This window comes from Cellulophaga omnivescoria (assembly GCF_001999725.1).
In the GTDB taxonomy this organism is placed as follows: Bacteria; Bacteroidota; Bacteroidia; order Flavobacteriales; family Flavobacteriaceae; genus Cellulophaga; species Cellulophaga omnivescoria.
In genome coordinates this window covers 186,024-212,042 of record NZ_MDDP01000001.1, presented here as the reverse complement: position 1 = coordinate 212,042, position 26,019 = coordinate 186,024, and the positions used below count along the sequence as shown (strand labels likewise).

20 protein-coding genes are annotated in these 26,019 nt (G+C 32.5%); 3 read left to right on the top strand and 17 right to left on the bottom strand.

The features are described 5' to 3' along the window. Positions 1-146: 146 nt before the first annotated feature. Entirely contained in the window at positions 147-797 is a 651-nt protein-coding gene (locus BFJ87_RS00980; RefSeq protein ID WP_077398739.1) for an SDR family oxidoreductase, read from the top strand. On the opposite strand, the gene thrC is transcribed toward BFJ87_RS00980, so the two are convergent. From thrC to BFJ87_RS00920, 12 genes are all read right to left on the bottom strand, one after another. Beyond that, positions 794-2,089: a threonine synthase gene (gene thrC / locus BFJ87_RS00975; protein WP_077398737.1), complete on the bottom strand. Its 1,296-nt coding sequence runs from the start codon at positions 2,087-2,089 to the stop codon at positions 794-796. The genes BFJ87_RS00980 and thrC overlap by 4 nt on opposite strands. A 29-nt stretch (positions 2,090-2,118) precedes the next feature. After that, complete coding sequence (locus BFJ87_RS00970) at positions 2,119-2,871, bottom strand: shikimate dehydrogenase family protein (RefSeq protein WP_077398735.1); 753 nt, start codon at positions 2,869-2,871, stop codon at positions 2,119-2,121. Continuing rightward, entirely contained in the window at positions 2,843-3,862 is a 1,020-nt protein-coding gene (locus BFJ87_RS00965) for a DUF368 domain-containing protein (RefSeq protein WP_077398733.1), read from the bottom strand. Before BFJ87_RS00965 ends, BFJ87_RS00970 begins: the two co-directional genes overlap by 29 nt. Before the next feature lie 5 nt (positions 3,863-3,867). Next, positions 3,868-4,881 (bottom strand): DUF368 domain-containing protein, encoded by a 1,014-nt coding sequence (locus tag BFJ87_RS00960; protein WP_077398731.1) that lies wholly within the window; start codon positions 4,879-4,881, stop codon positions 3,868-3,870. A gap of 36 nt (positions 4,882-4,917) precedes the next feature. Further along, entirely contained in the window at positions 4,918-6,312 is a 1,395-nt protein-coding gene (locus BFJ87_RS00955; protein WP_077398729.1) for a tetratricopeptide repeat protein, read from the bottom strand. 101 nt (positions 6,313-6,413) lie between these two features. After that, positions 6,414-7,595, bottom strand: coding sequence for an aspartate aminotransferase family protein (locus BFJ87_RS00950; protein ID WP_077398727.1), 1,182 nt, complete (start codon positions 7,593-7,595; stop codon positions 6,414-6,416). A gap of 7 nt (positions 7,596-7,602) precedes the next feature. Further along, entirely contained in the window at positions 7,603-9,324 is a 1,722-nt protein-coding gene (locus tag BFJ87_RS00945) for an OstA-like protein (RefSeq protein WP_077398725.1), read from the bottom strand. A 136-nt stretch (positions 9,325-9,460) separates the two neighbouring features. Further along, a complete protein-coding gene (locus BFJ87_RS00940; protein WP_077398723.1) occupies positions 9,461-10,732 on the bottom strand; it encodes an adenylosuccinate synthase in 1,272 nt (423 codons plus the stop codon). A 13-nt stretch (positions 10,733-10,745) separates the two neighbouring features. Beyond that, positions 10,746-11,195 (bottom strand): Fur family transcriptional regulator, encoded by a 450-nt coding sequence (locus tag BFJ87_RS00935; protein WP_013619861.1) that lies wholly within the window; start codon positions 11,193-11,195, stop codon positions 10,746-10,748. Positions 11,196-11,238: 43 nt separating this feature from the next. Next, positions 11,239-13,443: a RelA/SpoT family protein gene (locus BFJ87_RS00930; RefSeq protein WP_077398721.1), complete on the bottom strand. Its 2,205-nt coding sequence runs from the start codon at positions 13,441-13,443 to the stop codon at positions 11,239-11,241. Positions 13,444-13,486: 43 nt separating this feature from the next. Continuing rightward, positions 13,487-14,713 (bottom strand): M48 family metallopeptidase, encoded by a 1,227-nt coding sequence (locus BFJ87_RS00925; RefSeq protein WP_077398783.1) that lies wholly within the window; start codon positions 14,711-14,713, stop codon positions 13,487-13,489. 46 nt (positions 14,714-14,759) lie between these two features. Continuing rightward, on the bottom strand, positions 14,760-15,563 hold the full coding sequence (locus BFJ87_RS00920) for a TrmH family RNA methyltransferase (RefSeq protein ID WP_171974445.1): 804 nt from the start codon (positions 15,561-15,563) through the stop codon (positions 14,760-14,762). Positions 15,564-15,650: 87 nt separating this feature from the next. On the opposite strand from BFJ87_RS00920, the gene BFJ87_RS00915 reads away from it, so the two are divergent. Beyond that, positions 15,651-16,460, top strand: a complete 810-nt coding sequence (locus BFJ87_RS00915) for a DUF6503 family protein (protein ID WP_077398718.1) — start codon at positions 15,651-15,653, stop codon at positions 16,458-16,460. A gap of 76 nt (positions 16,461-16,536) precedes the next feature. Here BFJ87_RS00915 and BFJ87_RS00910 read toward each other — a convergent pair whose 3' ends face one another. From BFJ87_RS00910 to BFJ87_RS00900, 3 genes are all read right to left on the bottom strand, one after another. Beyond that, complete coding sequence (locus BFJ87_RS00910; RefSeq protein WP_077398717.1) at positions 16,537-17,832, bottom strand: amidohydrolase family protein; 1,296 nt, start codon at positions 17,830-17,832, stop codon at positions 16,537-16,539. 30 nt (positions 17,833-17,862) lie between these two features. Further along, positions 17,863-20,820, bottom strand: a complete 2,958-nt coding sequence (locus tag BFJ87_RS00905) for an amidohydrolase family protein (RefSeq protein ID WP_077398715.1) — start codon at positions 20,818-20,820, stop codon at positions 17,863-17,865. A 137-nt stretch (positions 20,821-20,957) separates the two neighbouring features. Further along, on the bottom strand, positions 20,958-22,025 hold the full coding sequence (locus BFJ87_RS00900) for a DUF3810 domain-containing protein (RefSeq protein ID WP_077398713.1): 1,068 nt from the start codon (positions 22,023-22,025) through the stop codon (positions 20,958-20,960). Between the two features lie 76 nt (positions 22,026-22,101). On the opposite strand from BFJ87_RS00900, the gene BFJ87_RS00895 reads away from it, so the two are divergent. Continuing rightward, a complete protein-coding gene (locus BFJ87_RS00895) occupies positions 22,102-23,553 on the top strand; it encodes an aminoacyl-histidine dipeptidase (RefSeq protein ID WP_077398711.1) in 1,452 nt (483 codons plus the stop codon). Positions 23,554-23,628: 75 nt separating this feature from the next. On the opposite strand, the gene BFJ87_RS00890 is transcribed toward BFJ87_RS00895, so the two are convergent. Both BFJ87_RS00890 and BFJ87_RS00885 read right to left on the bottom strand, forming a co-directional pair. Continuing rightward, positions 23,629-24,708 carry a glycoside hydrolase family 5 protein gene (locus BFJ87_RS00890; protein WP_077398709.1) on the bottom strand — a complete coding sequence of 360 codons (1,080 nt, stop codon included), beginning with the start codon at positions 24,706-24,708 and terminating at the stop codon, positions 23,629-23,631. A gap of 123 nt (positions 24,709-24,831) precedes the next feature. Continuing rightward, on the bottom strand, positions 24,832-26,007 hold the full coding sequence (locus BFJ87_RS00885) for a peptidylprolyl isomerase (RefSeq protein ID WP_077398707.1): 1,176 nt from the start codon (positions 26,005-26,007) through the stop codon (positions 24,832-24,834). Between the last annotated feature and the right edge of the window lie 12 nt (positions 26,008-26,019).

Genomic DNA, 26,019 nt, shown 5'->3' with positions numbered 1-26,019 from the left:
AGGTTGTTCTCTAGTTTTTTGACTTCTCATTACGCTAAAAAAATAAGCAAAAATTAGTGTGTATAGACTATGTTAATTTCTATTAAGCTTACGTTAAACAAGTTAAAATTTTAGGAATTGGCCTTGTTAGATGTTATACTAAGAATATGGAAAATATATTAGTAGCCGGTGCCAATGGTACTACAGGAAAACAAATAGTAAACCTTTTAAAAGAATCTCAATATTTTAACCCTATAGCAATGGTTAGAAAAGAAGAGCAAAAAGAATATTTTAAAGCAAAACAAATAGATACTGTTCTTGGAGACTTAGAGGGCGATGTAGATAAAGTATTTAATAAAATAGAAAATGTAGATAAGGTGCTTTTTGCTGCCGGGTCTGGAGGAAAAAAAGTAGTAGAGGTAGACCAAGAAGGAGCAAAAAGATTAATTGATGCATCTAAACAAAACAACATTAAAAAGTTTGTAATGTTAAGTTCTATGGGAGCAGATAAGCCGGAGGAGGCAGAGGAGCTGCAAGAATACTTAAAGGCAAAGCATAACGCAGATGAATACTTAAAAACAAGTGGATTAAATTATAGTATTGTGCGCCCTGGATCATTAACTAATAAGGAGCCCCATAACCAAATAGAGCTCCAAGAAAAGTTACATAAAAGAGGTGAAATTAGTAGAAATGATGTTGCCCAAACATTAGTAAGAACATTAAATGATGATGTAGCAAACAAAGTCACTTTTGAAATTATTAAAGGAGATACTTTAATAGGTGAGGCTTTAGACAAATTTTCTACTGTAAAAGCTTAATTATTTAATAAATAAGATTTTAACTCATTGTAGCTGCCAATTTTGGTAGCTACTTTTGTTTTATACATAACCTCTTGTATTTGCTCTGGTAACGGCTGTTTTTCTTTAATAACTTCTTCAACCACATCTAAAAATTTTGTTGAGTGTGCTGTTTCTAAAAACACACAATGTACATCTTTGTTCTTTTTTAGATATTCTTTGCAGCCTAAGTAACCAACAGCTCCGTGTGGATCTGCAACATAGTTATAAGTTTTGTAAATATGTGCAAGAGCTTCTTTTGTTTCTTCATCAGAAAAGCTAAAAGAAGACAAATTATCTTTTAGGTCTGCAAAGTTATTTTTATATATTTCCTGTATGCGAATAAAGTTGCTAGGGTTACCAACATCCATAGCATTACTTATGGTTTGTATAGATGGTTTTGGAGTATACTCTTCAGTTTTTAAATAATTAGTAACAACATTATTTTTATTGTTTGAAGCTATAAACTTACGAATTGGCAGACCTAACTGCTGCGCCATCATACCAGCACATATATTACCAAAATTACCGCTTGGTACAGAAAATACAATGTTTTTATGAGAATTGTGTAGTTGTTTGTATGCAAACATAAAGTAGAAAAGTTGAGGTAACCAACGAGCTACGTTAATTGAGTTTGCAGAGGTTAGTTGCATTTTACTTGTTAGTTCTTCATCTAAAAATGCACGTTTTACCATATCTTGGCAGTCATCAAAAACGCCATCTACCTCTAAAGCAGTTATGTTTTGCCCTAAAGTTGTTAATTGCTTTTCTTGTATGTCACTTACTTTTCCGCTAGGATATAAAATAACTACATTAACACCTTTTACACCTAAAAATCCATTTGCCACGGCACCACCGGTATCTCCAGATGTTGCTACCAAAACAGTTACCTCATTGGTGTTATCTTTATTAAAATAGCCAAGACAACGAGCCATAAAACGAGCCCCAACATCTTTAAATGCCATTGTTGGTCCGTGAAAAAGTTCTAATGTAGATACGTTTTCATTTAGCTGAATAACAGGAAAATCAAAAGACAGCGTTTCTTCTACAATAGTTTTTAAAACATCCTCTGGAATTTCTGGAGAAACAAATTGCTTAATGGCAGCAAAAGCAATTTCTATATTAGATAAATTATCTATGTTTTTAAAGAAATCCTCGGGTAAGGGGGTAATACTTTCAGGAAAGTATAATCCTTTATCTGGTGCCAAACCCTTAATTACTGCATTTTTAAATGTAGTATTGGGTGCTTTTTTGTTTAACGAGTAGTAATTCATTATTTAAGGTATTCTAAATTTAATTTTTTTTAGCTGTTCCAAATTCTCCAAGACTCTTCTGCTTGGTATTCTAACATATGTTGTCCGTTACTAATGGCAGCCCCTTGTTTTTCTCCTGCGCTTAAAAATGCTGTTTTGTCTGGGTTGTAAATTAAATCAAAAAGCAAATGTTCTTTTGTTAAATATTGGTAGGGAATAGCCGGTTTATCTGTAATGTTAGGGTGTGTTCCTAAAGGAGTACAGTTAACTATTACGGTATGGTTTTTTAAAATGCTACTGCTTAATTCTGCATATGTAAATTGATTTTCTTTAGGTGATCTGGAAACATATGTACATATAATATCTAATTCTTCTAATACATATTTTACTGCCTTAGATGCTCCACCAGTACCTAAAATTAAAGCTCTTTTGTGATGTTTTTTTAAATGAGGTTCTATAGATTTTTTAAATCCGTATGCATCTGTATTGTAACCAATTAATCCGTTTTCTGTAAATTTAATAGTGTTTACAGCTCCTATAGCTTTTGCTTTTGCGTCTAAACTAGTTAAAAACGGTATAATACTTTGTTTATAAGGTATGGTAACATTGCAACCTTTAATGTTGGTATTGTTTTTTAAGGTAGTTTTAAATTCATTAATATTTTGATAATCAAAATTTACATATACACAGTTGCTTAACCCAAGTTTTTTAAACTTTTGGGTAAAGTAGTTTCTGGAGAAAGAATATTCAATATCCTTTCCTATTAAACCATATTTATACTTTTGTTTTTCTGTTTTTTCCATACCAATCTAGGCCTAATAAAATACTTATTCCTATAACTACAAAAAAAACTGCCCACCAAGTTTCAGATATCACAAAATCTGGAAAATAGCGAGAATAATTCTGAATAATTTGGTTTCCGTTGGAGTCTATTAATATATTCCCAAACTCATCTACTTTATACACGGTTTTTTTCCAAGGCCAAACAACACCAAGAGAACCAGTTATAAAGCCCAAAATAACAGCTGTAGTTATATGTTTAAAGTGTTTTAAAACGTAACTTATGATATGAGATAGTGTTACTAAACCAACAGCAGAACCAGTAGTAAAAACACCAAGTATGGTTAAAGTGTTTAATCGCTCTGTATTTTTTGTAAAACTAAAATCGCCTTTAATTATTTCCGCAAAAGTGTCGTATAATGCGTTAACAGAATCCACTAAGAGTAATACGTAGTTTCCTAGTAATATTAAAATAAAAGAACCAGATAAACCTGGAAGTGTCATACCAGAAACACTAATAATACCACAAAAGAAAATAAACAAAAGATTGTCATTTTCTTTAGCAGGATTTAAAAAACTTATAGACACACCTATTAGTAACCCAATTATTGCAGCAAAAATGGTTTTCTTATTCCAATAGTCAAAGTCCTTAGCAATGTAGTAAATAGAGCCTATAATTAGACCAAAAAAGCAGGACCAAACGTTAAGCTCATTGTGTTCTAAAAAATAATCTAAAATTTTTGATACACTAAAATAACTTACCAACATACCAAAAATTAGCAAGCTAATAAAGTTGCCATTTATGTAAGTAAAAAAACTTTTAAGTCTGCCATTTAAAAGCAGTTTTAAAGCTTTAAAATTAAATTTTTGAAGAGAGTATATAAACTCTTCATAAAATCCAGCAACAAACGCCACTATACCGCCAGATACGCCTGGTACTTTATTGGCAGCACCCATACATAGTCCTTTTACAACAAGGAGAAACTTGTCTAAAGATGTTCTAGTATGTGCCATTATAGTTATTTGTTTTTTGTAGCTATTTTTTCTAGTATAAAAATAGTTAAAAAACCTGTTACCATTAATGCAATTGCCACCATAGTTTGTGGGTCTATATAATGGTTTAATTCTGAGTATTTTATTGGTATAATACTTTGCTCGGTAACTGTTTTTAAAGATTCAAAATTATTGATATTTTTTTGGTGTACAGCAAGTGTACCAAGATCCGAAACACTACTAAAAGGAACAATTTCTCCTGTTTCATCAATCATTACGGTTATTGTTTTTTTCCATGGCCACACTTTATTTAATGAACCTAGTATAAAACCTGTTAAAAGTGCCAGGGTTGTATTGTGGTAATTTTTAAATAACCATTTTAAAATTCTACTAAAACTAAGTAGCCCAATTAACGCTCCCGTAGCAAATAGAGCTATTTTTTTAAAATCAAAATCATGAAATGCATCACTTAATGTCTTATAAGCGCCCATTATTACTAAAATAAATGACCCTGAAATACCCGGTAAAATCATTGCGCAAATGGCAACGGCGCCGGCAAAAAGTAAGTAGTAAGGGTTTGTATTTGCCGCTAAAGCAGGTAAGCTAGTTATATAATAAGCTAAGCCCGCACCAATAATTAAAGCAATAACTGTTATGGCGCTCCATTTTGTAATTTGTTTACCAACAAAATAAATGCTCACTACAATTAAACCAAAAAAGAAAGACCATATTAAAATAGGGTGATATTCTATTAAGTATTTTGCCAAACGCATAAAAGAAATAAAGCTAATTATTATTCCTGTTAATAGGGCCAATATAAAATTACCGTTTGCTTGTTTCCAGAAGGCTTTAATACCATCTTTTTTTAAGGTTTTAAATAATGATAAGTTAACATTACTAATAGTGTTTATTAACTCTTCATAAATACCCGAAATAAAAGCAATAGTACCTCCAGAAACTCCTGGTACAGCATCTGCTGCACCCATTGCTAAACCTTTTAGTGTAATAATTAAATACTGTAGTAAGTTACGTTCTTTCATAATTGTAATAAAAAACGTAAAAATATAGATTTATTTTTAAGAGTTACTATATTCTACAATAATGTTGTTGATCCACTCATTATTTTTAAACTGAGGAAAATCTGCCTTAAATACCACTACTTTTTTAGCGTTAACTTGTAATGCTTTTACTAAATACTCTTTTGTTTTAATAGTCTGGTTTAAAACCATATGAGAGCCAGCAATTTTGTATAAAATTTCAGCATTATTTGGGTAAAACTCTAGCGCTTGTTGTAATATTTGAATTGCAGAGTGTAAATCTCCTTTTTTTATTACTAAACTACTCCAGTTTAACCAGGTTTTAAGTTCACAATCTCCTAGGTCTACCATTTTTTGATAGGCTATTTCTGCATCATCAATTATACCTAAGGCTTCATGTATTAATGCACTTTTTTCCCAATAAAATAAGTTTTCTTCCTCTATATTAATGGCTTTAGTAATGTATTCTTTAGCCTTTATATAATTTTCTTGTTTAATGTAAAAGCTTGTAATTGCTAGCCATCCTTTATCTAATAAAGGGTCTTCGTGAACAGTTTTGTAATAAAATAATTTAGCTAGTTCTGTGTTGCCTATTTTTTCGTGACATTTTCCAATACGTAAGTATGCAAAAGCAGAAGGATCTTCTATTTCTATGGTAATTTCATAATTTTCTATAGCTTCATTGTAGCGTTTTAATTTTTCAAGAATTTTTCCTTTCTCAAAATAAGCGCCAACAAAACTGTCATCAGAAATAATAGCAAAGTCAAAAGCAGCAATAGCTTCTTTGTACATTCCTTTTTCTATATACTGTTTACCTAGTTGGTGCCAAGCTACCTCACAGTATGGGTTTTTTTCTAGGTAATCATTTAAAAATACAATTGCACCATCAAAATCTTCTAAAAAGTCAAAACAATAAATAATGTTATATAGAGATGCATAATCATGTTCATCAAACAAAACGCATTGTATAAAATGTTTTTTAGCTTCTTCAAAATTATCCATAAAAAGGTGTTCCATACCTAATAAGGAATGTATGTCTATAGAATCTTCAGATAAAGTTAAGGCCTTTTCTAACAATTGTATAGCTTTGCTATGGTCGTCTTTTTTAGAAAATATATTTGCTCTTTGTATGTATATTTCTTCATTATTGCTATCAATAGTTTGTAAACTATCTAGCATACTTTCTGCAAGTTCAAGGTTATTTTCAAAAACATGTACCTCTACTTCTAAAAGTTTTAACTCTATGGTACTTGGGTGTTGTGTTAAGCCAATTTTAATGGCTTTTTTTGCCAATGACATTTTTCCATTGTTTAAATAATGGTGAATAATGTCTTCAAAATCTTCCGCGTCAAAGAAGTAGACGTCATCTGTCTTTAGCATTGACTCAAATTTTGCTATTGGTCTATCAGGTCTTTCTTCAGCTTCAAATGCCATATAAATTCTTTCTTGCTTGATAAGATTAAAATAAAAGTAAGGTTTTAGGTTACTTTTTTTTGAATACTACAGTGTATATTATTAACAAAATAGTTAACAAATTACTTTTTGTAGGAGTCTAAAGCCTCTAAAATAAGCTTGCATCCTTTACTAATTTCTTCATTAGAAATAGTTAGTGGAGGAGAAATACGTAGTGCTTTGGGCTCAAATAATAACCAAAATAATATTAGTCTGTTTTTAGCGCAATGCATTACAACATGGTTTGTAATATCTGCATTTATTAACATAACAGCTAGCATTAAACCTTTGCCCCGTATTTCTGAAATGTATTTGTGTTTTAGGAGCTTTTTAAACAATTTTTCTTTTTCTAGAGTATCATTAATAAGCGAACTTGTAGTTAACTCCTGCAAAGTAGCTAAACTTGCGGCAGCAATAACAGGATTTCCACCAAAAGTTGTAATATGTCCTAGTTTAGGATTGGTTTGTAGGTTTTTCATTATTTGGTTTGATGCCACAAAAGCACCCACAGGCATACCAGAGGCCATACCTTTACCAATAACTAAAATGTCTGGTATACAGTTGTAGTGCTCAAAAGCAAATAGCTTACCTGTTCTACCAAACCCTGGTTGTATTTCGTCTAAAATTAATAAGGCACCAACAGCTGTACAGCGTGTTCTTACTTTTTGTAAATAGTTGTTTGTTGGTACTATAAAACCAGCACCACCTTGTATTGTTTCTAAAATTACAGCAGCTGTATCTGTAGTAATTTTATGTAGATCTTTATCAGAGTTAAACTCTATAAAAGTTGTGCCAGGCACTAGCGGCCTGTAAGCGCTTTTTTGCGATTCTGCACCCGAAACACTCATACTGCCCATAGTATTACCGTGGTAAGAATTACGAGCTGCAATAATTTTATGTCTTTTTGTGGTTCTTTTGGCTAATTTTAAGGCTCCTTCTATAGCTTCCGTTCCAGAATTAACCAAATAGGTAGTTTCTAAATTAGGGGGTAGTAGGGAAGCTAAAAACTTTGCATAGGTTACAGCTGGTTCTTGTACATATTCTCCATAAACCATAACGTGCATATATTCTGATGCTTGTTTGGTAATTGCATCTACCACTTTTGGGTGACAATGACCTAAAGTGCAAGCAGAAACACCTGCAACAAAATCTAAATGTGCATTGTTGTTTTCATCATAAATATAACTGCCGCTAGCTCTAGAAACTTGTAAAGTTAAAGGATGCGGACTAGTTTGTGCTTGGTAGTGTAAAAAGTCCTTTTTCACCTGTAATTTATTTTTGTTGCCTAAGTTTAGACTGTGGCTTGGATAATGTGGGTTTTGGAGTTCCTTTTTTTCTTGTAGCCTTAGTGTTTGGCGGATTATTTATGGGATCTCCTTGGTTTTTATGTCTTTCTTGTTCCTCAGCATCTATATCTATAGGGTTGCTAATTCCTCTAATTACGGGTAGAACAATGTTGTTATCATCTTCTCCAAAAATATCATCTTTGGTATAAATACGCTGGTCTCCGTACCACACAAAACCTTTTAATTTAACACCTGTTTCTGGTTCTTGGCCCTCAGGAAAAGTGTCGCCACTTGGATTAATATAGTACGTTATTACGTCTATTGCGTTTTCTTTCATCTCCATAGTAACTTTACCACAGAGCGATTTATCTATACCAATAAACTCATTTTGATCATTATAAGAGTAATAAATAACCTCTACATTTTGTACTAGATCTATAAAATTAAGTTCGTTATTAATAAACTTGCCAAATAGGTTTTTGCCTTTAGCTTGGTTGTAACCGGTTTTACTAATTGTATCTAAAGATATTATAAAAGCATTATTAATTACCTTTAAAGAGTCTAATTTATCCGTCTCTAAATCGCTTATTAAATGTATGCTATCTCCTGTCATTTGGTTGTCTATATTCCAAATAATAGGGTTTGTAATAAGTTGCGTTATTCCAGTTTTTTGATCAAAATGTATAGAATCACATTTACCACTTATATCTGTTTTAAAAAACTTTGCATCTCTAAACGCACGTATAATTCTATTGTCTGGTTTGCCAGTTACCATTAAAGTGTCTCCATGCATATATAAAGAGTCTTTCTCCATTACATTAATAGCAACAGCTCTTTTGGTAGCAAAAACAGAATCTTTTTCTTTGTATACTTCTGCGTAATGCGCTCTAATAACACCATCGTTTACGGTGTCGGTAACTACTATGTTATTAGTTGCAGATGCAAATTGTTTTCTTTTGTTAAAGTAAACGCTGTCTCCCTCAATAATTTTATTGCTGTAATCTATGCGTGTATTTTTTATACCATAACCCGTTTCTACTTTAGAATCGTAATATCCGCGTTCGCAATACATTACATAGTCTTTTCCTGTAATTGTAGACGGACCATACATATAAACGTGTTCTGAATCTGTGTAATAATCCATTTGCTCAGACAATAAGTGGTATTTAGGATTTTCTACAGTAACACTATCCAACAACTGGTATTTGTTGGTTTCCATAAAAAACCTACCAATTCTACTTTTTATTGTATTAGCGGTGTCTACTATAGTTCCAAAATGTCTGTAGTAAGATTCTTGTTTTTCTCTATCAAAATATAAAGTATCTGTGGTAAGTGTAGCATCTGGACTTTGTAAAACTACATTTTTAGATGCCTTTGCAAGTTTAATATCTCCAAAATATTCAAGTTTGCCACTATCCATTTGTATAGAGTCTCCTTGCTGCATACGTACATTGTCTATCGCAAGAAGTCTGTTCTCTTTTGGGTAAAACACAGCAACATCACACCAAAGGGTTGCTCCTTGGTGTTCAAACTCTACTTGTCTTTCACTATCTCTACTAAATATAGATGCACCAGGTAGCTTAACTTCATCTTTAGTGAAGTTAGCACCGTGTACTATTTTTATTTGTTTTTTTTCTGTTGATTTATCTTGTGCGTTAACACTAAAAACAAATAAGATTAAGCCAATAACTAATTTGTATTTAAGCAAGTCTTAAAATTTTGGTCAAAAATAGGTTTTTTTTGATTGTTCTGATAACAGATTGGCATAGATTTAAGATTATGCTCTTTTTAGTCTATTGTAGCATAAAAAAAAAGCCACATTTTTAAAATGTGGCTTTTTATGTTTATCTATTAATTGTCTGTTTTCTATCTGGACCAACAGAAATAATTTTAATAGGAATTTCTAATTCTTTTTCTAGAAAATCTATGTACTCATTTAATTCTTTAGGGAATTGAGAAGGATCTGTCATTTTTGTTAAATCCTCTTTCCAACAAGGGAACTCTGTGTAAATAGGTTTTACATTTTCTGGTTCTATGTTATAAGGTAAATGAGAAATTTTTTCTCCTTTGTACTCATAAGCAGTACATACTTGTAGGCTGTCAAAACCAGAAAGTACATCGCCCTTCATCATATTTAATTGTGTTACACCGTTAACTTGGCAAGCATATTTTAGAGCAACAAGGTCTAACCAGCCACAACGGCGAGGCCTACCAGTTACTGCGCCAAATTCATGGCCTACTTTAGCCATATTGGCACCAACTTCATCAAACAATTCTGTAGGGAATGGGCCAGAACCAACACGTGTAGTGTAAGCTTTAAAAATACCGTAAACTTCCTTAACCTTGTTAGGAGCAATACCTAAACCAGTACAAGCACCAGCTGCAGTTGTGTTAGAAGAAGTTACAAAAGGGTATGTTCCAAAATCAATATCTAATAAAGAACCTTGTGCGCCTTCTGCTAGTATTGTTTTACCAGCTTTTATGGCTTGGTTTAAATATTCTTCACTATCTATAAAAGTTAATTCTTTTAAGCGTTCAACAGCATCAAAAAATTCAACTTCCATCTCTTCTAAATCGTACTGTACATCTACATTGTAGAAACTAATCATAGTTTCATGTTTATCTGCTAAATGACGGTATTTCTCTTTCCAAGAATCTAATTCTAAATCTCCAACACGCATACCGTTTCTACCAGTTTTATCCATATAAGTTGGACCAATACCTTTTAATGTAGAACCAATTTTAGCTTTTCCTTTAGATGCTTCAGAAGCTGCATCTAACAAGCGGTGGGTAGGTAAAATTAAATGTGCTTTTCTAGAAATAATTAGTTTAGCCTTGTAATCTATATTAAACTGGTCTAAACCTTCTAATTCTTTTACAAAAACAACTGGGTCTATAACAACACCGTTACCAATAACGTTCATTGCTTTTTTATGAAAAATTCCAGATGGTATTGTTCTAAGTACGTGTTTAATACCGTCAAACTCTAAGGTATGTCCGGCATTTGGCCCACCTTGAAAACGAGCAATAATATCGTAATCTTTAGTTAATACATCAACAATTTTTCCTTTTCCTTCGTCTCCCCATTGGAGTCCTAGTAGTAAATCTACTGCCATTACTTGTAATTGGTTAGTTGTTTTCTTTTTTGTTTTTTGTTCCGTAAAAATATAGTGAGTGGTTTGTTATTTTAATATCAAACACATCTTCTATTGTTTTTTTTATTGACTGAATTCTAGGGTCACAAAACTCCATTACCTCACCTGTATCTGTTAGTATAACATGATCATGTTGCCTATCAAAATAAGATTTCTCATACTGAGCCTGATTTTTGCCAAATTGGTGTTTACGTACCAATTTACAATCTAATAAAAGTTCAATAGTGTTGTATAAGGTTGCTCTACTTACTCTATAGTTTTTATTTTTCATTTTAATATAAAGAGATTCTATATCAAAATGATCTTCACTTTCGTAAATTTCTTGGAGTATAGCGTAGCGTTCGGGTGTTTTTCTGTGTCCGTTTTCCTCTAAAAAAGTCGTGAAGACATTTTTTACAATGTCTTGATTTTTGTTACTACCCATAGTATTTTCTACAGCTTTTCGGTTTGCAAATGTAGTGTAAATTTTAAAGTCTAACTACTTTATCTATACCGTTAATTTTCTTTAAATTGTTAATAAGCTTAATTAAGATAGAATTATTTTTAACTACAACCGTTATTTTTCCTGAGAAAGTGCCGCCATCTGTGCTAAAGTTTACGCTTCTCATATTCACGTGCATTTGTTGAGAAATAATTGAAGTTAAGTCACTAATTAAACCAATATTGTCTATTCCGGTTAATTTTATATTTGCTGTAAATTCTTGCTGAGAAGAATCTATCCACTTAGCTTGTATAATTCTATATGCATAATTAGATTGTAAAGATATGGCATTTGGACAATTTTTAGTATGTACTTTAATACCTTCGTTTACACTAATAAAACCAAAAACATCATCACCAGGTATTGGGTTACAACACTGAGACAGTTTATATTTTAATTTTTCTTCTTCTTTACCAAAAACTAACTGATCATACTTTGCAGTAATCTCTTCTTTATCTATGTTTTCTGGTGTTGTATTTCTTCTAATTCTATTTTTAAAGAAACTGATAAAGGCGTTGCTATATGATGATGCAAAATCTTTAATTTGATTATTATCTATAGAGCCAGTGGCAATTCTGTAAAACAAATCTAAGCTTGTTCTTAGTTTAAAGTGAGACACCATTTTGTTTATAGTATCTTCATTAAAACTAATTTTTTGCGATTTTAATTTACGACGAAGAATTTCCTTACCTTCTTCTGCAATTTCTTTTTTCTCTTCTCTTAATGAAGATTTAATTTTGGATCTTGCGCGTGCTGTAGTAGCATAGTCTAGCCAGCTTTGGTTAGGTTTGCTTTTTTCTGATGTAATTACCTCTACTTGGTCTCCACTATGTAAAATAGTATTTAAAGGTACAAGCTTGCCATTTACTTTAGTTCCTCTGGTCTTTAATCCAATTTCTGAGTGTATATGAAAGGCAAAATCTAAAGAAGTTGCACCTTTTGGTAAGGATTTTAAATCTCCTTGTGGTGTAAAAACAAATATTTCTTTAGAATATAGGTTTAGTTTAAATTCCTCTACAAAATCTACCGCATTTGTATTGGCATTTTCTAAAGCTTCTTGTAGTCTATTTAACCAAACCTCTATGCCTTGTTCTTTTTGGTCTCCGTGTTTGTATTTAAAGTGTGCAGCATATCCTTTTTCTGCAATTTCATGCATACGCTCACTACGTATTTGTACCTCTACCCATTTGGCATCTGGTCCCATAACGGTAATGTGCAAGGCTTCATAACCCGTAGATTTAGGAGAAGATATCCAATCTCGTAAGCGTACGGGGTTAGGAGTAAAATTGTCTGTTACTACAGAGTAAATTTTCCACGCTAAAAATTTTTCATTTGCTTTATCTGATTTGTAAATTATTCGAATAGCAAACTTGTCATAAATTTCATCAAAAGGCACATTTTGTACTTTCATTTTTCTACGAATAGAAAAAATAGACTTCATACGGCCTTTAATGGTGTAATTTAATCCTTCTTTATCTAAAGAGTCTTGTATGGTATGCGAAAAAGAGTCTATGTATTCTTGTTGCTCTTCTTTAGTTTCTTCAATTTTATCTAAAATGTCATTATAAACTTCGGGCTCTGTATACTTTAAACTTAAATCTTCAAGTTCTGTTTTTATGTTGTAAAGTCCTATTCTGTGTGCAAGAGGCGCATAAATATAAAGTGTTTCAGAAGCTATTTTTAGCTGTTTATGCTCTGGCATAGAATCCATAGTGAGCATATTGTGATAACGGTCTGCTATTTTAATAATAATAACCCTAACATCATCATTTAAGGTTAAAAGCATTTTTCTAAAATTTTCTGCCTGTTGGGATACATTCATATCCTTTTTTAGGTGAGCAATTTTAGTTAAACCATCTACAATTTTAGCTACAGTTTCACCAAACAAACGCTCTATATCTGCAAGTGTATATTCTGTGTCTTCTACAACATCATGCAGTAGTGCAGAGGCTATAGATACAGCATCTAACCCTATTTCTGAAGCTACAATTCTTGCAACAGCTATTGGGTGAAAAATATAAGCTTCACCAGATTTTCTGCGTTGGTCTTTGTGTGCATCTACAGCAATTTCAAAAGCAGATCTAATGAGTTTTTTATCTTCATCAGAAAGTGTTAAGTAACTAACGCGTAGTAATTCTTTATACTGGCGTGTAATTTCTTTATTTTCTTTTTCTATTTCAGCTTCTGTCATATAAACTAAAATTACATTAAAGTTTGTTAATAATCAACAAAAATTATTTTTTTAAATTGTTAATTCTGTCAATTAAAGTAGGGTGAGAGTAGTTCATGAAAACATACGCAGGGTGGGGTGTAAGATTACTTAAACTTGTTTTAGAAAGTTTTTTTAATGATGTTATTAATGGCATAGATGCATATGTATTTTTTGCATAATCATCTGCTTGGTATTCAAATTTTCTAGATAAGTAGTTCATTATTAAGCTTGTGATTTCTGATATAGGACTGTATAAAATACCAAAACCAATTAATGCAGCATGAAAACTTGGTACATCTACACCAATGGCTAAAGAAATACTAGGTGTATTTATAAAGATAGATAAAATGTATAATGTTAAGCCCGTAAGTAAAATTGATGCTGTTAAATTAAATAAGATATGTTTGCGTTTGTAATGCCCAACTTCATGCGCTAAAACGGCAATTATCTCCTCTTCATTTAAATCTTTTACAAGCGTATCACACAATGTAACCCTTTTTTGCTTACCAAAACCAGAAAAATATGCATTTGCTTTTGTAGATCTCTTAGAGCCATCTATTATAAAAATATTTTGTAGCTCAAACCCAACTTTTTGGGCATACTCTTCAATTTTGGTTTTTAGACTGCCATTTTCTAAAGGCGTTTGTTTGTTAAATAGCGGCACTATAAGCTTGCTATAAAACATATTCATAAAAATTGAGATGATAGAAATTACTACCCAAGCATATATCCAAAAATTTGTTCCTGCCCAATTATAAAACCAAATTACTAGCGCCAAAAGGGCACCGCCAATAATAGCTGTTAAAAACCAACTTTTAATTAAGTCTATAAAAAATAACGTTTTAGTAGTTTTATTAAAGCCAAATTTTTCTTCTATTACAAAGGTGCTATAGTAAGATAATGGTACGTTTAAAATACTGTTTCCTATCATTATAATACCAAAAAAAATAATTGCAATTAAAATGGGGTTTTCTGTTATACTACGGGCAAAATTATCTACCCATGCAAATCCTCCAAAAAGCAAAAAAGAAATGGTTAATAGTACAGAAAAGCTGCCAGAAAAAACTCCAAATCTATAGTTGGCAGTCTTGTAGCGCTGAGATTTAATGTATTCTTCTTCATTAAAAATACCGTTTAATTCTTGCGGTATGGCTTCTTTAAATTTTTTAGCATTTAAATAATCTACAACTGCATCTATTGTAAACTGCAATACAATAATGCCTAGTATTACATAAAAAAGAATACTCATATATATAGTTATTGGTGGTGGTTTGGTTTTGTAAAAATAGTAAATACTATCTTCTTTGTCGTTTAGCTTCAAAAATAACTACAGCTGCAGCAACAGAAACATTCATAGAGTCTATTTGCCCTTCCATAGGAATTATAATATTTTGGTTAGAGTTGCTTAACCACTCTTTTGATAAACCAGTAGCCTCTGTACCAACTACAATGGCAGATCCGCTGGTATAATCTACAGTTGTATATGTTTTTGAAGCGGTTAATGCAGCGCAATACGTAGCAATATTGTTTTCTTTTAAATATGCTATAATTTCTGAAGTAGAGCCCGTTGCAATTTTAGTAGTAAATACACAACCAACACTAGAACGTATAATGTTTGGGTTGTACAGATCTGTTTTAGGATTAGCAATAATAACAGCATCTAAATTTGCTGCATCTGCAGTACGCAATAAGGCACCAATATTACCTGGCTTTTCTGGAGCCTCTGCAACCAAAATTAACGGTTTATTGTTGTAAAGTTCTAGGTTGGTTAAACTGTGATTTTTACTTTTTACAAGTGCTACTACACCTTCTGTAGTAGATCTGTATGCTATTTTTTGGTACACATCTAAGTTAACCTCTATAACATTTGTGGTGCTATTATTTTTAATTAAGTCTGTAATAGCCTGCTCAGAAATTAAATCTTTACAAAAAAACAAGGTGTTAATACTATAGTTTCCTTTTAAAGCAAGTTGTAACTCTCTAGCACCTTCTAGCACAAAAAGATTACTTTTTTTGCGCTCTCTAGACTTGTCTTTTAGTACTAAAGTTTTTTTAATAAGCGGATTTTGTAAGCTTGTTATTTGTTTAAATGTATTCATTACAACAAAAGTAATGTAATATTGTAAATTATAGATTAGCATTACGACGAATTGTAAATTATAACTAATAAATTAAATTTTTTTAAAATGAAGTATTTAGCATTGGCCTTATTTTCTGTGTTTATAGTCTCTTGTAAACAAGATAAAAAACAAATTCCTACAGTGGCAAAAGAGCCAGAAGAAGTATTAGAGGTAGAAATTAATACGTACCCAACTGAATTACAACAGGTTTTTGAGGCTCATGGAGGGATAAATACCTGGAAAAATATGAAAAGTTTAGTTTTTGATATTCCTAAGCCAAATGCAACCGAAACACATACAGTTAATTTACATACAAGAGAAGATAAAATAGTTACCCCAAACCATACTATTGGTTATAATGGTACAAAAACTTGGTTGTTAGATACTAAAGGTGAATTTAAAGGTGATGCTGTTTTTTACCATAACCTTATGTTTTACTTTTATGCAATGCCTTTTGTTTTAGGTGATGATGGAATTGTTTACGAAGAAACTGAACCTGTAGTTTTTGAGGGTAAAGGTTATCCTGGAATAAAAATTAGTTACAATCCTGGTGTAGGCGCATCATACAAGGATTTGTACTTTATACATTTTGACCCTAAAACTAAAAAAATGGCTTGGTTAGGTTATAGCGTTAGTTATAGAAGTGGAGAGGTTAGTAATAAGTACAGTTGGATACATTATAACGATTGGACCACTGTTAATGGTTTGTTACTGCCAAAATCTATTACTTGGCATAATGTAGAAAACGGCTTAATTAAAGATGCAAGAAAGACTGTTGCTTTTGAAAATATAAAAGTTAGTGAAGAGGCTAAACCATCATCATTTTTTGCAAAGCCTGATGCAGCAGTTTTTGTAGAGGGAAAAATACAGGAATAAGTTATTGTAACACACAAAATAAAAAAGCCTCCAAAACGTATGTTTTGGAGGCTTTTATTTTAAGTATACAAAAGAGTTACTCTCCTTTGTTATATTTACCCATATATCTTTTATATAATTCTGTTTGGTGCGTTTCTAAAGACACATCTCTACCATCTATAAAAGCTTTTTGTAGTTTGTTAGTGCGCATTTCTAAGGCATCTCCTTCAGAAATAAATAAGGTAGCACTTTTACCAACAGCCAACGTACCGTGTGTACCGTCAATTCCTAAAATTTTAGCTGTATTACTAGTAATTAATTGCAAAGCTGCTTCTTTTTCCATACCATAAGCTACAGCTTGGCCAGCATAAAATGGTAAGTTTCTGTTCTGGAAGTTTGCTTCACCATTATTTTGTATCCCAACTAGCAAACCACCATCTGTTAATAACTTAGCCATTTTGTATGGTAGGTCATAATCATCATCGTTGTTGCTAGGCAAATTATGCATTGCTCTTACTAAAACAGGAATATTGTTCTTTTTTAGAAAGTCTGTTATTTTGTAAGCATTATATCCGCCAACTAAAACAACATTTTTAATATCATTTTCTTTTAAAGTTGTTACAGCGTCTATAATTTCTTTTTCACCATCTGCATACACATATAATTTTTGTTTTCCAGAAAAAAGTCCTTCCATTGCGGCAAACTCTTGATGAAAAGGTTTAGCAGTGGTTTCATTATAAGCTTTAGCGTTTACAATAAAATCTACTACTTTAGAGATGTCTTTTGTGTAATTTTTATTTGGTTGTAAACCTCTTGGCTCACCCATCCACCAACGACCTCTTCTGTAAGAGTTTGGCCAGTGCAAATGTATACCGTCATCAGTTTTAACTGCTGCATCTTCCCAGTTCCAAGCATCTAACTGTACAACAGAAGATGTACCTGGTATTACGCCACCTCTAGGAGCAATTTGTGCCATAAGCACACCATTAGGACGCATACTTTCTATTACTTTAGATTCAGAGTTGTAAGCAATTAAACTTCTTACGTGCGGAATCATTCCACCAATTTCTGCTTGGTCATCACTTGCTCTTACGGCATCTACCTCTACTAAACCTAAAACTGTGCAAGCAGCAATAAAACCAGGATAAACGTGTTTGCCTTTGGCATCAATAACCTTTCCTTTGCGGGCAATTCTCATTTTAGCATCTCCTACAAAGGTAATTTTACCACCTTCAAACATAATAAGAGAATTTTCTATAACTGTGCCATCACCTAGGTGAGCAACGGCTCCCTCTATGGTAATGGCTTCTTTTTGTGGGCTAGCAGGTGTTTGTTGTGCAAACCCATTTGCACTAAGGCAAAGTACTAGCAGTATGTATATAATTTTTTTCATTTCTGTAATTTTATATGTTGTCTATTACGCTTACCACTCCGTGTCCATAGTGTCACAATGGAACTTAGGTTTTTGTTTCTTAATAGGCTTTTGTGTTGGTTTGCCACCTTCTTTTTCTTCAAGCATCATAGTAATAAGCTTGTTTCTTTCGTTTTTAATAGCAGCTCTTTGTTGTTTGTCTTTTTCTAAATCAAAATATACAACACCTTCTATTAAAGTTTTTTCTGCTTTAGCGTAAACAGATAGTGGGTGGTTGTTCCAAAGTACTAAATCTGCATCTTTACCTTCTTTAATACTCCCTACACGATTGTCTAAGTGTAATAATTTAGCAGGGTTAATAGTTACCATTTTCCAAGCCTCTAGCTCTGTCATATCTCCGTATTTTACAGTTTTGGCAGCTTCTTGGTTTAATCTTCTAGACATTTCTGCATCATCACTGTTAATGGCAACAGTAACACCCTGGCTCTGCATTATTGCAGCATTGTATGGTATAGCGTCATTAACCTCATACTTGTAAGCCCACCAGTCACTAAATGTAGATGCACCAACCCCGTGTTCTTTCATTTTATCTGCAACCTTGTAACCCTCTAAAATATGTGTAAAAGTGTTAACTTTAAAGTTAAACTTTTCTGCAACTTTCATTAACATATTAATTTCTGACTGTACGTAAGAGTGGCAACTAATAAAACGTTCTCCGTTAATAATTTCGGCAAGTACTTCCATTTCTTCATCATAACGATAAGGTTGGCCACTTTTTTTCTTTTCATCATATTCTTTTCCGCGCTGAAAATAATCTATAAACATTTGCTCTACACCCATTCTTGTTTGTGGAAAACGAGAGCGACTGCCCCAGTTACTTTGCTTTACATTTTCACCTAAAGCAAATTTTATAAACTTAGGAGAATTATCATAAATCATTTTATCTGCACTTTCTCCCCATTTTAACTTTAGTAAGGCAGAACGTCCGCCAATTGGGTTTGCAGAACCATGTAATAACTGAATAGAAGTAACACCACCAGCCAGATTACGGTAAATATCAACATCTTCATTATCTACTACATCTTCCATTTTAACTTCAGCAGAAGAATTTTGTCCGCCTTCATTAATACTTAAGCCTGCAATGTGCGAGTGTTCATCTATAATACCAGCCGTTAGGTGTTTTCCGGTAGCATCTATAACTGTTGCTCCGCCAGCATTTAGGTTGGTGCCTATTTTTACAATTTTACCTTTTTTTACAAGTACATCTGTATTTTTTAGTATGCCAGCCTCTTCACTAGTCCAAACTGTAGCATTTTTAAATAAAATATTTTCTTGTTTAGGTTTAGTAGTATAGCCATAACCAACATTAGGGTAGGTAACAGGCATTAATTCTGGTGTAGATATATCTTTTTTATCTTTATCTTTTTTATCTACGTCTCCAGTTTTTGTGGCAACAAAGGTAGACTCAGATCCATTTGGTAAAACAAGCTTACCGCTAATGTTGGTAGAGTTAGGAGTAACAATACCTGTCATTCTATATCTTTTTTCACCTTCATTAGTTGTAAAAGCAAGGTCTACCCAATTTTCTTTGTATGAGAATTTAGATTTAATGGTGGTAGAGTCTTGTTTTAAAGTTGCAGATGGCTTATCTGTAGCTCCTTTAATTTCTAACTTATAAGTTGTGCCATCAATAGCTAAATTGTAAGAACCACTTATATCTTTTACGTCTTTGTCTGTAATTACATTTTTTTGTCCCTGAACCCAGTTTTCATAAAGGGTAGTGTTTTTATCAAAAATATCTCCAGAGGTAATTAAAAAGTTTGCATAACTACCATTTTTAAGAGAACCTATTTGACCAGACTTTCCAAGTATTTGTGCTGGTACAGTTGTTAAAGCTTCTAACGCTTTAGTTTTAGGTAAACCATATGCAATTGCTTTTAATAACTTGTCTTTAAAAGCAGCAGGAGATTTTAGATCATGTGTAGTAAACGTAAAAGGAATACTGTTATCTGCCAATACTTTTGGGTTAGATGGTGCTTGGTTCCAACGTCTCATATCTGCTAAAGAAACATTATCTGCTTGGTATGGGTTAGATACATCATAGGCATCCGGAAAATTTATAGGTAAAATGTAAGTTGCATTTGTAGCTTTAATATCTGCAATACTTTCGTATTCATTACCGCCAGCTAAAATTACATACTGTATGTTGTTTGCGTCTCCAATTTTATCTGCTCTAAGCGCGTGACCTTTGTCACCAGCTTCAAAAATTTGAACCAAACCTTTGTTTTTATTTAATGCTTCTAGTGACAAGTCTTTTGTTTCACTATTGCCGTTAGCGTACCAAGCGGCATCAGAATACATTTGTCTTAATAAAGCTAAAGAACCCATTAAGGAAGATGGGTAAGATTGATTTTTTACTGCGCTTCTTGTTAAAGAGAAGTATTGTGCAGATCTGTCGTCTATTATACGGTCACTGTTTGTGCCATCATCATTAAGAGTAACAAGTATACCTGTACCGCGGGCAATACCATCTTGTATATGCGAGTTTACTACTCCAAAGCCAGCTTTTTGGTATTCGGCAGCTTTTTTAGCGTCAAATTTAAAAACACTTAAAGCATTGTTTTCTGGCATTATGTGGTCATTCCAATAATAGCCGTGTCTTGTGGCTTCGTACTGTGTAGATCTACCGCCAGAGGCTTTTGGTTTTTTAATACCAAAGTCCGAGTATATATCTATAAATGATGGGTAAATAGATTTTCCTTTTAGGTCTACTGTTACTGTATTTTTAGGTACAGTTACACTTTTGCCAACTTGTACTACTTTTCCGTTTTTAATAAGTAGTGTTCCGTTTTCTACAATTTGTGTTGGAGTAACAAAAATTTTAGCGTTTGTAAAGGCGGTGTAATTATTGTTTTTGGATTTTACACCAGTGTTTGTAGGGAAATAATCCTGTGCAAACACGGTAGCACTTGCCAAAAATAAGGCAAGCGATAGGAGTCGTATTCTCATATCGGTTTCTTTTTGAGTTGATTAGTAAATTAGTCTGTCTAAAGATAGATAAACAGTCATTTGAAAGTTGTAATAAAATGTTAAAATTACGTTGCTTGTTTGCTTATAAATTCAAGTTAATAATACGTAATTGGCTTTTATAATGAGTGTTTCTGATGATAAGCAACTAATAATGTTACTATTCTGCTATAACTTTTCATTCCATCTTTTTGGTTATTCGCTTTTAAAAAAGTACTGTAAACAGATTTTAAAACGGGTTCCATTGGATTTTCATAATTATTCCAAAAGGTACTTAACTCTTGATAGTTTTTTTTAACTCCAATATTTAATTTCGCATAAAGCTGATTAAATAGCTCAGGATCATTATATCTAATATCACTTAAACAGTAACTAAGTGCATAAGAATAAGCAGCATATTTAAAGTATTTGTCTTTATTGTTTACAGTTACTAAATAGCCAATAAAATTAGTTTCATTTTCTGCCGAATAGCCAATTTGGTGTCCGGCTTCATGACCTGCAACAACAGGATATCTGTATAAGGGTATTTTGCCATTAACTTGTGCTTCATTAGTAAACGGATTTAAATAACCGCCATAACCTGCATAGCTTAATCCTGTACTAAATAATGATGTTTTTAAACTAGGAGTTTGGTAATTAAATAGTGGATATTTTTTTTGCAGTTCTGTATATCCTATTGTGGTTAGGTTGTATATTTCTTCTTTACTATATGGCATTACCACAGCTTTGGTACTATCTGCGGTAATAGAAGTGTGTATGGTATTTGTTTTTTTTATTAACCTAGAAACAAAAGATTCTAATTCTGTTATAGAATGGTTTTCATTTATGCTAAACGTTTTATACAACGGCTCTCTGTAATAGTTTAATCCCCAGCAAAAATGAAAAGTAAAATATGCAATTGATAATACAACTACTATATTTCTTAAAAAAACTAATGGTTTTTTCTTAATATACTGTCGTTTAGTAATAAGGTATTTAATAGTAAGAATAATAAGGCTAGCATATAAAATATCACCAACAGAAAAAGGTATCCAACCTAATAAATACCTAAAAAAGATAGAAATGTATTGGTACAAACCATTACTGTAATATTCTTCAATAAAAGCAGGGTAGTTAGCCAACCATTTTACGAATACAATTTGTACCGGTAAAAAAAGAGCAATACCATTTTTTAATTTAGACTTCATTATATCAAAAATAAGCAATACAAGGTATAAAATCGTTTTCTATTATGTAATTTTGAAGTCTAGAAAATAAAAAGAAATGAGTAAAGATATAAGAGAGTTAGAACCTAAAGCAGTTTGGAACAAATTTGCAGATTTAAATGCCGTGCCAAGACCTTCTAAAAAGGAAGAGCGTGTAATACAGTTTATGTTAGATTTTGGCGCTTCTTTACAACTAGAAACTTTAAAAGATGAGGTTGGTAATGTTATTATTAGAAAACCAGCAACACCAGGTTTAGAAAATAAAAAAATGGTTACGTTGCAGTCCCATTTAGATATGGTACACCAAAAAAATAACGATACTATTTTTGATTTTGATACACAAGGTATACAAATGTATATAGATGGTGACTGGGTTAGGGCTAAAGGAACCACATTAGGCGCAGATAACGGTATGGGTGTTGCTACAATTATGGCTTTATTAGAAAGTATAAATATACCACACCCTGCACTAGAGGCCTTGTTTACTATTGATGAGGAAACAGGAATGACAGGAGCAATGGGTTTAAAAGGTGGTGTTTTGCAAGGAGATATACTTTTAAATTTAGACACAGAAGAGGATGATGAAATTGATATAGGCTGTGCAGGAGGTGTAGATGTTACAGCAAGAAGAATTTATGAACTAGAGCCTGTGCAAGCAAACTTTACTGGTTATAAAGTTACGGTTAAAGGTTTAAATGGTGGCCATAGCGGTATGGATATACACCGTGGTTTAGGTAATGCTAATAAAATAATGAATAGGTTGCTGTATAATATAAGTTTATACACAGATTTAGCCATTTCTGAGATTGATGGTGGTAGTTTGCGTAATGCAATACCAAGAGAAAGTAATGCTATTGTTGCTGTAAAAGTTACAGATGAGTTTTTGGCTAATTTTGAAAAATTGGTAAATACAATTAAATCTGAATTAAAAGTTACAGAACCAAATTTAGTGATTTCTTTAACGGAGGTTTCCTTACCCGAAAGTGTTATGGAAAAAGAAGCTCAGCAAAAAATGCTACGTGGTATTTATGCAGCGCATAATGGTGTGTATGCTATGAGTGCAAGTATGGCAGACTTGGTAGAAACATCTAATAACATAGCAAGAGTTATAGTAAAAGACGGAGCAATTAAAATTGGTTGTTTAACTAGGTCATCTGTTAACTCTGGAAAAATGGATTTAGCTTACGCATTAAAATCTGTTTTTGAATTGGCTGATTTTAAGGTAGACTTTAGTGGTGATTATCCTGGGTGGAACCCAAACCCAGATTCAGCTATTTTAAAAGTGTTAAGTGCACAGTATAAAACCGTTTTTGGTACAGACGCTAAAGTTGTTGCTTGCCATGCTGGTTTAGAATGTGGTATTTTAGGACAAAACTATCCAGATATGGATATGATTAGTTTTGGGCCAACTATAAAAGGAGCTCACTCACCAGATGAACGTGTTAGTATATCATCGGTACAAAAGTTTTGGAAATTTACTTTAGAAGTGCTAAAAAATAGTCCGGCTTAAAGCATTATATAACTTTATTAAAAAAATCCCCATTTGAAAATATCAAATGGGGATTTTTTAGTATTAAGGTTTTATTTAGAAAGTAGGATTCTTTTCTATTAATTCTGTACGTACTAATTTTCCAGATTCCGTTACTTGGTCTAGACTCCAATTGCCATTACCACTAGCTCCAGGAGTTAATGCAGCAGATTTTTCGTTTTTATCTGCTATAGACCAGTTACACCATGATATTTTATTTTCGTCTAAAAATGCCCACCAAGCTTTGCTTTCTGCCGCGTCTACATAACCATCACCAGTGTATTCTGTAGTGCCATATTCTGTAACAAAAATAGCCAAGTTGTTATCTATAGCTTGCTTGGCAATATCTCTTAAATATTGTTTATGACTAGCTGCATAGTAATGAAGAGTATACGCTACGTTGGCATCATTAATTTCATTGCCAATTACTTCATCTACACGTTGTGACCATACTCTTGTACCGCATACAACAATATTGTCTGGGTCATACTTTCTAATTTCTTTAATAACTGCCTCATGGTAAGGTTTAAGTGTGTTATTCCAAGATACACCATCTAAAGGTTCGTTATAAATTTCATATATAATGTTAGGCTTGTCTCCGTATTTTTGTGCAACCTCTGCAAAAAAACTTTTCGCTTCATTTAAATGGTTTTCTGCATGGTGACTGTGCCAATCTACAATAACATAAATACCTTGTTCTATAGCAGCATCTATAACGGTAAATACTTTAGCTTTTTCTCTTTCTGGGTTGCTTAAGTAACCACCGTTATCTTCTACAGCCATAGCTGCTCTTACAATGGTAACGTTCCAATCCTCTTTTAGCCATGATACGGTGCCTGTTGTATAGTATTGTGGCATCCATTGGCTCCAAAATAAAGACATACCACGTAATTGTATTGCGTTGTCATTTTTGTCTACAATTTTACTTCCTTTAATGCGTAGTTGTCCGTACGCATCTACAACAGTTTTTGCAGTGTTGTTACTGTTGTTTGTTTCTTCTTCATTAGTATTATCTTCTTCTGTAGTATCTCCATTATTATCATTAATAGCATCTAATAAGTCGTTAGATGAATTGTCACAGGATAAGAAGGACAAGAAAAATACTAGTAATACTGTTTTTAATGCAAATGTTTTCATAGCTTTTTATTAATTAAAGGTTTACTTGGGGAGAATTATTTGTAGTAAATGTATTACAAATAAAAAAGACTGCCAAAAGCAGTCTTTTAATTTATTGAAAAATTTTTGTAAATAAAAGATAGGTTATTGAATACCAGTAATTTCTACATCAAAAATTAAATCGGCGTTTGGAGGAATTGGTCCGCCACCTTGTTCACCATATCCTAAATGTGGAGGAATAAACAAACGAACTTTGTCTCCTACTTTCATACGTAATAAACCTTCTTTAAAACCTGCTGTTAACCTAGATTCCGGACTATAATCCATTGGATAAGGACTAAGGTCATTGCCGTGCATTTTGTAAATAATGTCGTACTTACCAAATTCTTTAGCAACATCTTCCATAGTAGTATCAAACAAGCTGCCATTACTTAACCAGCCGGCATAGTTTACTAAAGCTTTCTGTCCAATTTTTGGTTTTGGTCCAGTACCTTCTTTTAACACTAGCACTTTTAATCCAGATGGTAAAGTTTCTGCTTTTTTAATTTGCTCTGCAGTTTTAGCAGCAAAAGCAGCTTCTGTTTTTTTAGCTTCTTCAGCTAAAGCTAGTTGCCTTTTTTCTTCTTCTTTTTCTTCATCAAAGTAAGATGTCATCACTTTAATTGCATCAAAATTTTTAGCCTCCTTACCTTTTTTTACTATTTCTATGGTAGAGATAACAACATCTTCTATAGGTCTGTTTTTTGCAGCTACTTTTACATTTGCAATAGAGTCTATAACTTCTAAACCTTTAACAACTTCACCAAAAACAGAATGACATCCAACTCTAGGATTATCACAATTTTTTAAATTACCAAACTCATCTAAACCGTCTAAGAAAGGAGTAGGAGCATGGGTTATAAAAAACTGGCTGCCATTTGTTTTTGGTCCAGAATTAGCCATAGATAAAATTCCTTTTTTAGTGTGGCGTAGAGAGTCGCTAAACTCGTCTTTAAATTTGTAGCCAGGGTTACCCATACCAGTGCCTGTTGGGTCTCCTCCTTGTATCATAAAATCTTTCATTACTCTATGAAAAATAATACCATCATAATATTTTTTTCCTTTATACTCTTCACTTACAAACGGGCTTTTACCTTCTGCTAAGGAAACAAAATTAGCAACAGTAACTGGTGCTAAATTGTACTCTAACTTAACCAACATATCTCCTTTATTGGTTTTTATATCTGCATATAAACCGTCTTCTAGGTCTGCATATTGTCCCGATTTACAGCCTACCATTGCAGATACAGCTATTAATAAGATTAAAAAACTTTTTTTCATTTTTCCTTTTTT